General features: G+C 41.9%; 12 protein-coding genes and 1 pseudogene. 11 read left to right on the plus strand and 2 right to left on the minus strand.

Translation table 11 applies throughout. From position 1 onward, the window contains the following. Positions 1-108: 108 nt before the first annotated feature. Entirely contained in the window at positions 109-1,242 is a 1,134-nt protein-coding gene (locus SRRS_RS10995) for an efflux RND transporter periplasmic adaptor subunit (protein WP_371368755.1), read from the plus strand. Then, a complete protein-coding gene (locus SRRS_RS11000; protein ID WP_371368757.1) occupies positions 1,243-4,332 on the plus strand; it encodes an efflux RND transporter permease subunit in 3,090 nt (1,029 codons plus the stop codon). It begins immediately after the preceding gene. A 108-nt stretch (positions 4,333-4,440) separates the two neighbouring features. Here the strand turns inward: SRRS_RS11000 and SRRS_RS11005 are convergent, their stop codons facing one another. Then, entirely contained in the window at positions 4,441-4,725 is a 285-nt protein-coding gene (locus tag SRRS_RS11005; RefSeq protein ID WP_371368759.1) for a CC/Se motif family (seleno)protein, read from the minus strand. 484 nt (positions 4,726-5,209) lie between these two features. Here SRRS_RS11005 and SRRS_RS11010 point away from each other — a divergent pair, with 484 nt between their 5' ends. The 7 genes and pseudogenes from SRRS_RS11010 to folE2 all read left to right on the plus strand — a co-directional run bounded on the left by SRRS_RS11010 (position 5,210) and on the right by folE2 (position 11,142). Next, entirely contained in the window at positions 5,210-5,668 is a 459-nt protein-coding gene (locus SRRS_RS11010; protein WP_371368761.1) for a hypothetical protein, read from the plus strand. Positions 5,669-6,139: 471 nt separating this feature from the next. Further along, a pseudogene (locus SRRS_RS11015) lies at positions 6,140-6,226 on the plus strand (1-(5-phosphoribosyl)-5-amino-4-imidazole-carboxylate carboxylase); the annotation flags it as partial. A gap of 9 nt (positions 6,227-6,235) precedes the next feature. Next, positions 6,236-7,444, plus strand: a complete 1,209-nt coding sequence (larC, locus tag SRRS_RS11020) for a nickel pincer cofactor biosynthesis protein LarC (protein ID WP_371368763.1) — start codon at positions 6,236-6,238, stop codon at positions 7,442-7,444. 9 nt (positions 7,445-7,453) lie between these two features. Then, entirely contained in the window at positions 7,454-8,404 is a 951-nt protein-coding gene (gene rnhC, locus SRRS_RS11025) for a ribonuclease HIII (RefSeq protein WP_371368765.1), read from the plus strand. A 116-nt stretch (positions 8,405-8,520) separates the two neighbouring features. After that, positions 8,521-9,603, plus strand: a complete 1,083-nt coding sequence (locus SRRS_RS11030; protein WP_371368767.1) for an HD-GYP domain-containing protein — start codon at positions 8,521-8,523, stop codon at positions 9,601-9,603. A gap of 32 nt (positions 9,604-9,635) precedes the next feature. Beyond that, on the plus strand, positions 9,636-10,322 hold the full coding sequence (gene queC / locus SRRS_RS11035) for a 7-cyano-7-deazaguanine synthase QueC (protein WP_371368769.1): 687 nt from the start codon (positions 9,636-9,638) through the stop codon (positions 10,320-10,322). A 31-nt stretch (positions 10,323-10,353) separates the two neighbouring features. Beyond that, positions 10,354-11,142: a GTP cyclohydrolase FolE2 gene (gene folE2 / locus SRRS_RS11040; protein WP_371369793.1), complete on the plus strand. Its 789-nt coding sequence runs from the start codon at positions 10,354-10,356 to the stop codon at positions 11,140-11,142. A gap of 50 nt (positions 11,143-11,192) precedes the next feature. Here folE2 and SRRS_RS11045 read toward each other — a convergent pair whose 3' ends face one another. Beyond that, positions 11,193-11,474: a hypothetical protein gene (locus SRRS_RS11045; protein ID WP_371368771.1), complete on the minus strand. Its 282-nt coding sequence runs from the start codon at positions 11,472-11,474 to the stop codon at positions 11,193-11,195. 114 nt (positions 11,475-11,588) lie between these two features. Here SRRS_RS11045 and SRRS_RS11050 point away from each other — a divergent pair, with 114 nt between their 5' ends. Continuing rightward, positions 11,589-12,443, plus strand: a complete 855-nt coding sequence (locus SRRS_RS11050; protein WP_371368773.1) for a ChbG/HpnK family deacetylase — start codon at positions 11,589-11,591, stop codon at positions 12,441-12,443. A 13-nt stretch (positions 12,444-12,456) separates the two neighbouring features. Continuing rightward, entirely contained in the window at positions 12,457-13,383 is a 927-nt protein-coding gene (locus SRRS_RS11055) for an NAD-dependent epimerase/dehydratase family protein (protein WP_371368775.1), read from the plus strand. The last annotated feature ends 124 nt before the right edge of the window (positions 13,384-13,507 follow it).

Here is a 13,507-nt window from a genome sequence, read left to right on the forward strand (position 1 = left end):
TTCATAACTAGCATTTAATGCTAAAAACATCTCCAAATAGGGCAGGAGAGTGTAGTAGATTGTCGAATAGGAATTGGGTGTCGAAAAATTCTATGGAGGAATGAATAGGTGGCAAGCAGAAAGACAAAGGCAATTATTCTTGTATCCGTTATTGTTCTGATCATATCAGGAATTATTGGCTACCGAATCTATAGTAAAACGCAGGCTGACAAAGAACGAGCCGGCCGGGTATCACAAGGTCAGGCAGTTGCTGTAGAGGTAGCGACTGTTGGCAGAAAAGATATTACACCTGTTTTAGCCTTTTCTTCAAATTTTGAACCGGTATGGAGTGCCGATATTTCCGGAAAAGTTGACGGACGTATTGAACGATTGAATGTGGATGAGGGAGATGCCGTCTCTGCCGGTATGACTATAGCCGTGCTTGATATGGGGGAACTATCCGCTCAAGTTATTCAAGCGGAGGGAAGTCTATTTCAGGCCAAAGCTAATCTTGAACAAGCGGAACTGGATTTAAAACGGATGGAATCATTGGCTACATCAGGTGCCATATCGGTTCAATCTCTTGACTCGGCGAGAACTAAACGCGATTTAGCAGCTGGTCAGGTTCGATCCGCGGAAGGTGCCTTAGCTCTTTATGATAATAAGCTAACAGGTGCTACTATAACTTCACCTCGAGACGGTGTTGTAGTCAAACGTTATTTACAAACAGGTTTTTATGCCAAAGCTGGGTCACCCATTATTAGTGTTGCTGATATAAGTACACTCTTGGCAAAGGCCACGGTTGGTGAAGCTGAAATTGCGCAACTACAATTGGGAGCAACTGTAAAAATCAAAGTTGATGCACTTGGCGGACAGGAATTTACCGGAACAGTGACTCGCCTGTCACCTGTTGCCACTGTGCCTTCACGAACCTTTATCGCCGAAGTGTCAATTCCAAACCAGCAAAATATTCTAAAAGCTGGCATGTTCGCTAAAGCAGAGGTGCCTGTTAAGCCGCACTTGCAGGCTATTGTAGTGCCAGAGACGGCGTTAGTTATGCGGGAAGATGTTAAGACAGTATACGTGCTGACAGCCAATAATAAGGTACAGCAGCGGGTGCTTAAACTGGGGTATGTTGGTAACGGTTGGGCAGAAGTTCTTGAGGGGCTGAATGAAGGTGACCAAATTGTAGTTGCCGGCCAAAATAAACTGAGAGACGGTTCAACGGTTCGAATGGGAGCGCCTGGGGAGGCTGGCAAGTAGATGATTGATGTTTTTATAAAGAGGCCGGTATTTACTACTATGCTGGTTATGCTCTTAGTGGTATTCGGTCTTAGTTCATACCCGAGTCTTGGTATTGATTTAAATCCTGATGTCGAGTTTCCTTTAGTTATGGTGAACGTTACTTACACTGGCGCATCTCCGGAAGAGATGGAGAGTCTCATTACAAAACCCATTGAAGATGCCGTTAGTTCGGTTGCCGGTATTAAGACATTGTCATCTGTCTCGCGGGAAGGCGTATCTCAGACGACCGTCGAGTTTGAGTTAGGTACAAACCCCAAGCTGGCAGCTAATGATATTCGGGAAAAGGTAGCCGGGGTGCGAAAACGCCTGCCGGATCAAATTGATGAACCAGTAGTACAGCGGTACGATATTACAGCGCAATCGATACTTACCTTTAGTTTGGCGTCAGAGAATAGATCACGTGGTGAAATCCGAAAAATTGCCGAAGACATAGTCAAAGATCAACTTCAGCAGTTGGATGGGGTAGCAGAGGTAAGCGTCTATGGTGCTGCGCAAAGAGAAATTCAAATTCTCGCTGATCCGCGAAAACTCGAAGCTTATGGACTTTCGATGCAGCAACTGCTCGATGGTGTAAGTAACAATAATGTAAATACACCGGGCGGGCGGGTTACCGAAAAAGGAATTGAACTTACAGTAAGATCAATTAGCAAATATCAAACTGTTGATGATATCAAAAAAATTGTAGTTCTTAATCAGCAAGGTCGGTTAGTACGGTTGCAAGATGTTGCAGATGTAGTGGATACTTGGGGTGAGGAACGCACCTATGCTGCAACGAACGGCGTACCTAGCGTAATTGTTAGTATTCAAAAGCAGTCCGGTACGAATACAGTTGGTGTCGCTGAAAAAGTCAAGCAGTCTATGGAACACTTAAAGCAAAATGTGTTGCCGCCTGATATTGAAGTTACTGTAGTAAGGGACAATTCCATTTATATTAGAGATAGTGTAGAAGATGTAATGGTTTCGATGATATTTGGCGGTTTGTTGGCCGTAGCCATTACCTTCTTATTTTTGCGGAATACCCGTGCAACAATAATCGGTGCTATTGCTATTCCTACTTCTGTCATATCCACTTTCTTTTTGCTCAAAGTAATGAACTTTACTCTTAACAATATGTCGTTAATGGGACTTAGTTTGGCAGTAGGTATTCTGATTGATGACGCTATTGTTATTGTTGAAAATATTTTCCGCCATATGGAGCAAGGGAAAAGCCCTATGGATGCAGCGCGTGATGGAACAAAGGAAATATCTTTAGCGGTTTTGGCAACAACATTTTCGCTTCTTGCCGTATTTGTGCCTGTAGGCAATATGGGGGAAATTATCGGTCAGTTTTTCAAACAGTTTGGTTTGACGGTAGCCTTTGCAGTTGCTTTTTCCTTATTTGTTGCATTTACGCTGACCCCGATGCTATCGGCTTACTGGCTTAAAGCTAACCATGGAGAAGGGCGGCGGCTGGGCTGGTTGGAAGCTATGCTTGATAAATGGGAAAATGCTTTTGAAGCACTCCGCAATATCTATTGCAAAATTTTGAGCTGGGCGCTTCAACGGCCTAAAAAACTAGTAGTTTTAGCCGTATTATCATTATTCCTCAATGCATTGCTATTGCCGTTCTTAGGTTCAGAGTTTCAGCCTACATATGATTCAGGCGAATTTATTATAAACATGGTAGCGCCAGCAGGAACTTCTATTGAACGTAACAAAGAATTGGCAGCTCAGGTTGAAAAAGAGGTTTTGGCTATTCCGGAACTGAAGTCTGCATATATGGTTGTCGGCTCAAACAGGCAGGTTTATCGTTCGATGATTGGGGTACGGTTGGTTGACTCCGGCGAGAGATCTCGCTCCATGATGCAAATAATGGATACGCTTCGGGTAAAATTCCGTAACGTAAAAGGACTGAAGGTGTCTGTAGTAACCGGGCAAAGCCAAGGAAAAGGTGATTCGCGACCGGTGCAAGTAGCTTTGCGTGGGCCGGACCTAGACACATTGAACATGTATGCCAGCTCCCTGGCGGAAAAAATTAAACAAATTCCTGGTACAACCGACGTTGATATATCTAGTGAGCAGTCCGAACCCGAAGTTCAGGTTAAATTTGATCCGGCTCGCCTGGGGGATGTTGGCTTGGATGCAACTACTGCAGGCAAGGCTGTGCAAATTGCATTTTTGGGCTTAACAGCTAAAAACCAATACAATGTTGCTGATAGTGACTATGACATTATGGTAAGGCTTAAACTGGAAAACCGTTTAAGTCTTGAGGATGTAGCAAACCTTCGCATTAGCGGCAAAAACGGTTTTGTTCGGCTGGGAGACATTTCGGAAGTAAAATTATCTTCCGGTCCTACTCAGATTGACCGTGAAGATCGTCAGCGTCAAGTAATTGTGTACGCTAATGTTGTCGGTTCTACTCCTGGTGAAGTATTGACTAAGATAAAAGAGCTAATGCCAGACCTTACTATGCCTATGGGGTACACCTATAAACTTGTAGGTCAGGCGCAAATGATGCAGAACTCATTTAAAGAGATTGCCAAGGCTTTAGTATTAGCGGTTATTCTAATTTACATGGTGTTGGCTGCCGAGTTTGAAAGCTTTATTCATCCACTGACAATTATGTTATCACTTCCATTTTCACTTGTTGGAGCAATACTTGGTTTGCTGCTTTTAGGCAATACGATCAATATTATGTCGCTGATTGGGTTTATCATGCTGATGGGCCTGGTAACGAAAAACGCTATTTTGCTTGTTGACTATACGAATCAGCTAAGAAATCAAGGGATGCCGATCAAAGATGCATTAGTTGAAGCTGGTTCAGTACGACTTAGGCCAATTCTTATGACAACGCTTGCTATGATTTTTGGTATGATGCCAATTGCTTTGGGTATTGGTGCCGGTGCCGAACTTCGTTCATCTATGGGCGTTGCGATTATTGGTGGATTAATAACATCGACGTTTTTAACCTTGATTATTATTCCATTGGTATACCTGCTTATTGACAAGGCAAAGAATTACTTTAAGTTAAAAAAGAATGATATAGTGCAAAGAAGTCCCGGCGTTTAACGCCAGGACTTCTTTATTCTTAATAGAAAGTTAAACCTTATCTGAACAAGAATAAGGCGGTATTCGCTTCCAATTTGGCAAAGAATTGGCAAGCTGTGCCTTGCTTCTTTATGCTAAATGCCAGCCCTCTATTCCTAATTTCTTAAAACAGAAAAAGTGACTTAGGGTAATAGTCAGTGGTATCTCCGGAAGGTCATGCGGAATATAAACAATAATCCCTTGGATCTTTTCAAGGGTATAGTTTTCTGGATCGTGTGGTTGACCTAAGCGTACAGATGGGCTTTCCCTTAAATCAATACAGCAGGTAATTACCTGGAAAAGTTCGAGATATATCGGCTTATTATGTGTTTTGATATATTCCAGGGCATCATTACTTATTGTAAGCATTGACATAAAGATACCTCCTTGCGTTCATCTGCCAATTATTCGGGATTAGAGGCAAAATATCCTGCCGGAGGTATCTACCAGAATTAAAGGGAAGTATATTATAATCTTAGTTTAAAGCCGGGCTGGTATAACACTGAACTTGATCAGTGCATGGGGCTGGAAATATATGTTGCAGGAATAAATTTTTAAATAAGCTGACTTCTAAACCTTCCAGTAGAGGTATGATTTCGCCACGAAACATATAGTCAGCACTAAGTAAGTAGCCAGTATGAAGCCTGCCGCGTTTCTGAATAACACAAAGCCGCTTAGTACGTAATTGACAAATTTACGCATAAATTAATTTAACTAAATTGATAAGTTGTAAAACCGCCACAGATCTGCTTTGTTCAGCAGGTCTGTGGCGGTTGTTGTTTTGATAGTGACATAATATAAGGAAACTGAATAGTATACATTGTAATGTTTTAGACACGCCGCCTTGGGGGTGATGCCTTTGTTTAACCAGACTGATGAAATTAACAATCTTTTAACATTAATGCGGCTACAAAACAGTTATATTAGTGAGATAAATAAATTAATTTATGCAGTTATTTCTGACATGACATTGGCTAATAATCACGAATTTTGTAAATTTGTAAACCATTTTCTTGAGTTCTCTCATTACCATTACAATAGTGAAGGTTATAGTCAAGCTGCGCAACTTGTACAAACATACCACTATGTCCTATTAGAACGGCTATTTGATAGTCAAGTTTTGGCCGCGGCGGAACAAATGGAACTGGCAATTGGGCATCTGGAGATGGCTGCCCGTGATACAAGAATAAGACTTAATCCGCAGATACTATTACTAAATCAGGGAATTTTGCTCATGGAAGAAACACAATTAAAGATTATTGAAACACTAGAAGCGCTTTTGCAAAGCTCAAATCCTGCTCCACAATTTCAGAACTAAAGAAGATATCTAAACAGGATTTCGAATGTTCATATTGAATTCTTATAAAGACATAATGCCATAACGGTCATTATGTCTTTTATGTTGTAAGCTAATATTGGGAGAAAGAGAAGGCGGATATAATGCAAAAAAAGAATAAGCATTTAGTATGGAAAAGGTTCTGAACTCAATACTCTTGATTTTGTTGCCAATACGCTGCAGAGGTGTTATTATTGCAAACAGGAACGGTTTACAGCGTTAACAGCACATGCTGATGAGCAAGACTATAATTGGGTAATTGAAGGCTCGATTATTGACGATTTAGACGATTGTTGTCCGGGTATAAAGGTGCGTCACCATGATGCATGGCATGAATAGAAGTGCAGCCTGACGCTATTGCGATGTTTTTTGTAAAACCCGGATATTGTGACCAGCATAGTGACAGGTATAAAGAACGTTGGGTTTACATATGTTACGCTTGAACTGGTGTGAAGTTGCGCGGCAGGTGTAGCTGTTGTAAATATTGATAACGGTTTCGGCGCAGGCCGGATGGCAAGTATAATTAATCATATGAGGTGATGTAACATAATGAATACTAACTATAATGCGATTTATCTTGATTGTTTTGCTGGAATCAGCGGTAATATGCTGCTTGGTGCTTTATTAGATGCCGGTGCGCCTGAAGAACTGTTAAAGGCTGAACTTGCCAAACTGCCGCTAGTCGGGTATGAGCTTTCTATTTCTCGGGTAGATAAAGGTGGTATAAACGCAGTTTATCTTGACGTTCAAGTAGATGAAGCATTGCAGGAGCATCGGAGTTTAGCGGATATAATATTTATGATTGACAATTCAACGCTTGATGGTGTGGTTAAGGAAGCGGCGAAACAAATTTTTAATCGACTGGCGCAGGCTGAGGCCAAAGTTCATGGCGTACCAGTTAACGATATTCATTTTCATGAGATTGGTGCTGTTGATTCTATTATAGATATTGTTGGTATTGCCTGGGCGCTTGCCTATCTAAATATTGAACATATATATGCATCTCGGCTTCATGTTGGTAGCGGTTTTGTCCAATGCTGTCATGGCCTTATGCCGGTTCCGGCACCAGCTACCGCAGAGCTTTTGCATGGCATTCCTTATTATCAGGGCGATATTGCTAAAGAACTGGTAACGCCTACCGGCGCTGCAGTACTGGCTGCTTTAGGGAAGAGTTATGGTTCTATGCCGGAAAGTTTTGTAAGTAATAAAATTGGTTATGGTGCCGGTACTTGGGAACTTGCTATCCCAAATGTTTTACGGCTGTATTATGGAGTTGTAAGCGCTGTCGTACCGGAAGCACAAGCCGATAAGCAGGAAAACGATAAATGCTTGGTTGTAGAAACTAATATTGATGATCAAAGCCCGGAACTTTACGGTTATGTAATGGATAAATTGTTTGCTGCCGGGGCACTCGATGTCTGGATGACACCGATTATTATGAAAAAGAATCGGCCTGCTGCAAAATTATCAGTATTAATTACCGAGGATTGCCGGGAAAAAGTAATAGAAATTATCTTACATGAGACTACTTCTATTGGTATGCGAATGTATCCGGTAACCCGTGCAATGGCCAGTCGGGAATTTATTATTGTAGGACTTCCGTGGGGCGATGTTCGGGTAAAAATCAGTTCCGATCAAGGAAAGATATGTAATGTTGCACCAGAATTTGAAGATTGCCGCAAAATTGCCGAAGAGTCAGGTGTACCGCTTAAGGTAGTTCAGCATATCGCGTTAAAAGAAGCCATGTCATTTTGCTAGAGGTATCGTATGGATATATTAAACGCACGACTGTCGAATTTATCCGAGCAGTTTACACAGGCCGGATTCGCAATAACCGCCGAAAAGCCGATCAATTATGGTAGGCAGCTGAAAGTTACCGATGGACAAGTTACGGTAACTGTTAACGTGTATAACGGAAAAAAAGGGATTAGTATAGTAATTGGAGGTTCTCAGTCACCGCTAAAAACGGCTATCGAAGCCATTAGTCAAGGACGCGCGCCTGCAGTGGGAATGAAACAAGATGATAAGCCGAAAAGCAATGAGGAGCGACCGCCAGGTTTTGAAAATGTGGCTGATTTTGATAATAAATGGATCGGCCTTGATGAATCAGGGAAAGGTGATTTCTTTGGGCCGCTCGTAATTGCCTCTGTACTTGTTGATGAACAAACTGCTACCAGGTTGTCTGCGGCCGGGGTTAAAGATTGTAAGGCATTATCTGATGCGAAAACCCGGTTGCTGGCTGAGCGTATTAGGGAAGAATGTCCCAATAGATATACCGAATTAGCTTGGATGCCTGCTGAATACAATGAAATGTATAATAAGCTTAATAGTGCCGGCAGAAATCTTAATCATTTGCTGGCATTTTCGCATGCCAAGGTTCTTGAGAGTTTACTTACCCAAGAACCTGCTAAATTTGCGATAGCCGATCAGTTTGCGCATGAACGTTTTATTCAGGCCGAACTAATGGAGAAAGGTAAAACGATTACCTTAGTGCAAATGCATCGCGCTGAACGTAATATTGCGGTAGCTGCTGCTTCTATACTGGCCAGAGACAGATTTCTAGGCAGTATGAATCGACTTTCCGATCAATATGACATGGATTTTCCTAAAGGAGCTGTCCAGGTAGTTGAAGTTGCGCGTGAATTTGTCCGTAACTATGGAAAAGCCGCCTTAAAGCAAGTTTGTAAGCTTCATTTCAAGACTTTTGAACAGATATAAATAATTTGACAATTCATTAGCAGGAAAAATGGAAAATATGTAAAATTATATTGTTAATATTGTAACTTTCATAAAATAGCAAAAAATAATAGCTGAATGTAGGGGCGTGAGAGAGCTTGGCTGCAAAGTTTCGCGTTACACCGTATGCTATTAATGACGTTAAACCTGGGATGGAAGTTGGTCGGATGGTACTGACTCAGGATGACAAGGTTATCTTAAGTGACGGTACACTTCTTTCGGAAAGTATGATTGAGGGCTTAAAATTTTGGAAGATTAATACCGTATTTATTAAAGAACAAATATTTACGGAAGAGCCCGAAATTGACTTTTCCATTCCTGAGACTGCTCTCCAGAAAAAGTTTTATGCTGATTATGACAATACGGTGAATATTTTAAAAGATTCTTTCTCTAATACCCGTTTCTTCAAAGAAGTACCACTTGTTACCCTCCGGGAATTGGCCAACAATTCGATTGAGCCACTCATTAATTCTAACGGAGTGATAAATCATATTCATATGGTGCGCCGGCAAGATGACTATACGTTTCATCATTCAGTGAATGTTGCCGTTATTTGCGGGGTACTGGGAAAATGGCTTGGTTATAGTGGAACTGAATTAAAGGAACTGATATTGGCCGGATTACTTCACGATGTTGGCAAAACGCAGATTCCTTTAGAGATACTCAATAAGCCAGGTAAACTAAAACCTGAGGAAATGGAAATTATGCGTCTACATACAACGAGGGGCTATCAGTTGGTTCGTGACGCATCAAATATCCCTAGCGGCGTATTATATGGAATTCTTCAGCATCATGAACGTGCCGATGGCACAGGTTACCCTCTTGGTGTTACTAGTGATCAAATTCATAAATATGCAAAAATAATTGCCATTGCTGATATATATGATGCCATGACATCAGATCGTGTTTACCATCGTAAAGCAACGCCTTTTGCTGTAGTGGAAATGATTGTTGAGGAAATGTTTAATAAGCTTGATCCAGAGATTGGTTCAGTATTCCTAAACAATGTGCGGGACTATTTCGTCGGTAATATTGTGGAATTGAGTGATGGGCGACAAGCTGAGGTAATTTATTTAGGACAATTTATGGCTTCCCGGCCAATTGTAGTTACAGAGGATAGAGAATATATTGATTTGGAACGCAATAAAGACCTGAGTATTGTTTCACTTGTCAGGGCTTAATTCAAAATACATGATGAGATAAGGGGACTCTTATGAAAAGAAAGGCAGTTGTATTGTTGTCAGGTGGACTAGACTCTACAGTTTGTATGGCGGTCGCTAACAATGCGGGCTATGAAATGCTGCCAATCAGCTTTAACTATCATCAAAGGCATAACAGAGAACTGGCAGCAGCAGCCAGTGTAGCTGCGCATTATAAAGTTGATCGTCATCTTGTAATTGAGACAAATATGGAGGCCATCGGTGGCAGTGCACTGACTGATCTTAATCTTGCCGTACCGGAGGGGGATACGAAAGCTGCAGAGGTACCAATAACTTATGTTCCTGCCCGAAATTTGATTTTTTTAAGTTATGCTCTTGGCTATGCTGAGGTAACTGGAGCTGATAAAGTATACATTGGTGTCAATGCTCTTGACTACTCAGGGTATCCTGATTGTCGACCGGAGTTTATTGCTTTGTTTCAGCAATTGGCTAATTATTCGACGAAAGCAACTGCTGAGGATGGACGAAAAATTGTCATTGAAACCCCGTTGATTAACTTATCTAAAAAGGATATCGTATTACTGGGAAATAAGTTAGAGGCACCGCTTCACTTGACAACAAGTTGCTATCAAGGGCAAGATGCGGCTTGTGGACAATGCGACAGCTGTCTTTTGCGTCTTAAAGGATTTGCTGAGGCAGGACTGACTGACCCTATTTTGTATCAAACTAGGAGTGAATAAAATGACGCACATGACTCAAGGACGCAACAGTATTAAAGATGTTCAAAACAGCTGCGATGAGCGTGGCATTGCCATTCAAAAAGTCGGGGTCAGTGATGTTCACTTGCCTTTCTTAATAAAAACCAAAAGTGGTTCGTTCCAGACAGTTTTGGCCAAAATTAAGCTTACGGTTGATTTACCGGAAGAATTTAAAGGAACCCATATGAGCCGGTTTATTGAAATACTGAGCGACTGGAGCCAAAAACCAGTATTATACCGTGACATGGAATATATGCTTACAGATACTATTGATCGTTTACAAGCTAAACGGGCTCACATTGATATTAATTTTAAATACTTTATTGAAAAAACCGCTCCAGTAAGCGGTCTGAAAAGTATGTTGGATTATGATTGTGTTTTCTCTGGCGAGCTGGCGCGAGGCGAGCACCTTGATTTTACATTTGGCATAACCGTACCATTTACGTCGCTTTGTCCATGCAGTAAAGAAATATCTCAATACGGTGCGCATAATCAACGCGGCATTATGCGGGCCAAGATTAAGCAACAGCTGGGCAAATTTGTTTGGATCGAAGATTTGGCAGAGATGATGGAGCAGCAAGGCAGTTGTCAGGTGTATCCACTGTTAAAACGGGAAGACGAAAAATACGTTACGGAAAAGGCCTATGAGAATCCTAAATTTGTCGAAGATGTCCTTCGGGATTTGGTATTAATGCTGCGGAAAGTTGATGGGATTCAGTGGTTTGAAGTAGAATGTGAGAACTATGAGTCAATTCATAATCATAGCGCTTATGCTGCGCATGTCGAGAGCGTGGACAAGTAGTAGATCGGCGCCGAACTCATGTGAGTCCGGCGCCGACTTGATTTTTTGTTTTATTCAGCGCTGTAGTCGCCGTTGACATCATATTTGGCTGTTAAGGTTTGATTTGCTTTCGCTTGTTTTGAGTTATTTGCAGAACCAGTGGTGCTGGTGCTGCTAGTAGTTTGTGATTGTTGAGCTAATTTGCTTAGTTCGCTCATATTAGCCGAAGTAGACGAGGTAGCTGAGGTTCCCGAAGTGCTGCTCGAATAGTCGTTGTTAGCATCCATTTTAGCCGTTAAGGTGCCATATTCGCTTTTGCTTTGTTCGAGCTTGCTTTGTTTGGATTGTGTCATAGTTATATACCTCCCTGATTTTATTATTTGGCCATGTGGCCAATAATAGTATCAGAAATCAGATATCAAGTCATACCAGGGATTTTTTGCCCAAGAAAAATTTTCGAGGTGTCAATGAAACAGTTAATTGTAAATGCCGATGATTTTGGTTTGCATGAAAACATTAATCTTGGAATTGTCGAAGGCCATGTTAACGGGTGTATCACGAGTACCTCCCTAATGGCGGGGGCGCCTGCCTTTGAACATGCAGTCAGTTTGGCGGCTAAGCAGCCAAAGTTAGGAATAGGGGTTCATCTTACCTTAGTTGGCGGACGTCCGGTGTGCGACCCGGGAAAAATTGCATCACTGATTGACAATAAGGGAATGTTCCCCCAAAGTTATCCTGTATTCCTGAAAAAAGCGTGCTCAGGCGGTATTTCCCTTAGTGATGTGCGTCGTGAATTAACCGCGCAAGTACAAAAGGTTGTGGCGGCGGGAATTAATGTTACGCATCTTGACAGTCACCAGCATATGCACATAGTCCCGGGGATAGTTGATGTAGTAATAGATATTGCGACTACATTTGGTATTCGATCAATGCGGATCCCCGCTGAACCATTGATGTTTTTTGGTGGGTTTAAACCCAGCGTAGGTAGGATTCTTGGCCGATCAGGCCTTAGTGTATTGGCAAAGGCGGCCGGCTTTAAGGCTAAACGTGCAGGGATAATAATACCCGACCATTTTTTTGGAATGTTAGCCGGTGGGAATATGGAAGAACAGCTCTTCGTTGAAATCATTGATAACCTGCCTGAAGGAATATCTGAAATTATGATTCATCCCGGTTTGGAGGAGGAATCTTTGAACAAATTATTTGATTGGGGCTATCATTGGCAGCAGGAACTGGCTGCTGTTACTAGTCAAAGGACTACGGAATGTTTAGTTCAGAGGCGGGTTAAACTGGTATCGTTTGAAGATATAACTAATCAATAAAGGATGAGTGTGGATGAAAGTTTTAGTTACTGGCGGTGCTGGCTTTATTGGTTCACATACGGTTGAAAGAATATTAGCCCGAGGTTGGGAGGCAGTAGTACTTGATAATCTGAGTACTGGGCTGCGTACTAATGTTGCCGACGGAGTCAGAATGATAGAAATGGATATTTTGGACGACCGGCTTTTGGATTTGTTTACTAGGGAAAATTTTGATTGTGTTGTGCACTTAGCTGCGCAGACAGCAGTCCCGTATTCTATTGATCATCCTGATACTGACTGCCAGATTAATTTACTTGGTTTGGTAAATATCTTGGAGGCTTGCCGCAAAACAGGGGTGAATCGGGTAGTATTTGCCTCAAGCGCTGCTGTGTATGGTAATGCTGCTAATTTACCGATTATTGAAGAAACAACCCTTTATCCGGGGTCGTTTTATGGGCTTACCAAGTGTACAGGAGAGAAGTACCTCAAGCTATACAGTCAGATTCATAATGTAGAATATGTTGCGTTACGGTATGCCAATGTATATGGCGAACGCCAGGGAGATGGCGGTGAGGGTGGGGTAGTAAGCATTTTCACCCGTAAGTTATATCAGAATCAATCTCTTTCTATCTTCGGTGACGGTGGTCAGACACGAGATTTCATTTATGTTGGCGATGTCGCGGCAGCCAACTGCCAAGCGCTGATTGCTCCAAAGGTAGCGGCCAATAGAGTATATAATATTAGCACCCAGACTCAAACCAGTGTAAATGAATTGGCTCACCTTTTATCTCAGGCGGCTGAAAAGCCTGTTCACAAAAATTATATGCCGGCGAGAGACGGCGATATCTATCATTCCATGCTTTCTAATCAGGCAGCTGTTGCCAGCCTTGGTTGGAACCCTGTAATGCCTCTGGCTGAAGGACTAAACAGGACATATCATTCCTTAAAGAAATCTCTCTAATTTAATAATAAATTAGACAGTCCGCACACAATTTTGTGTGCGGACTATTTTTGTGTCTTTAAGTATACTATAGTATCTTTGATCGACCGGGTCATAAATCGGTAGAGCAGTAAAAGAGAGGATA

The sequence above is a fragment of the Sporomusa rhizae genome, assembly GCF_041428845.1.
GTDB lineage: Bacteria > Bacillota > Negativicutes > Sporomusales > Sporomusaceae > Sporomusa > Sporomusa rhizae.

What these genes read in the sequence shown, in the direction of transcription:
- SRRS_RS11000 (WP_371368757.1), top strand. Translation starts at nt 1,243, where the DNA reads ATGATTGATGTTTTTATAAAGAGGCCGGTATTTACTACTATGCTGGTT.
- SRRS_RS11005 (WP_371368759.1), bottom strand. Translation starts at nt 4,725, where the DNA reads ATGTCAATGCTTACAATAAGTAATGATGCCCTGGAATATATCAAAACA.
- larC (WP_371368763.1), top strand. Translation starts at nt 6,236, where the DNA reads ATGAATACTAACTATAATGCGATTTATCTTGATTGTTTTGCTGGAATC.
- rnhC (WP_371368765.1), top strand. Translation starts at nt 7,454, where the DNA reads ATGGATATATTAAACGCACGACTGTCGAATTTATCCGAGCAGTTTACA.
- queC (WP_371368769.1), top strand. Translation starts at nt 9,636, where the DNA reads ATGAAAAGAAAGGCAGTTGTATTGTTGTCAGGTGGACTAGACTCTACA.
- SRRS_RS11045 (WP_371368771.1), bottom strand. Translation starts at nt 11,474, where the DNA reads ATGACACAATCCAAACAAAGCAAGCTCGAACAAAGCAAAAGCGAATAT.
- SRRS_RS11050 (WP_371368773.1), top strand. Translation starts at nt 11,589, where the DNA reads ATGAAACAGTTAATTGTAAATGCCGATGATTTTGGTTTGCATGAAAAC.
- SRRS_RS11055 (WP_371368775.1), top strand. Translation starts at nt 12,457, where the DNA reads ATGAAAGTTTTAGTTACTGGCGGTGCTGGCTTTATTGGTTCACATACG.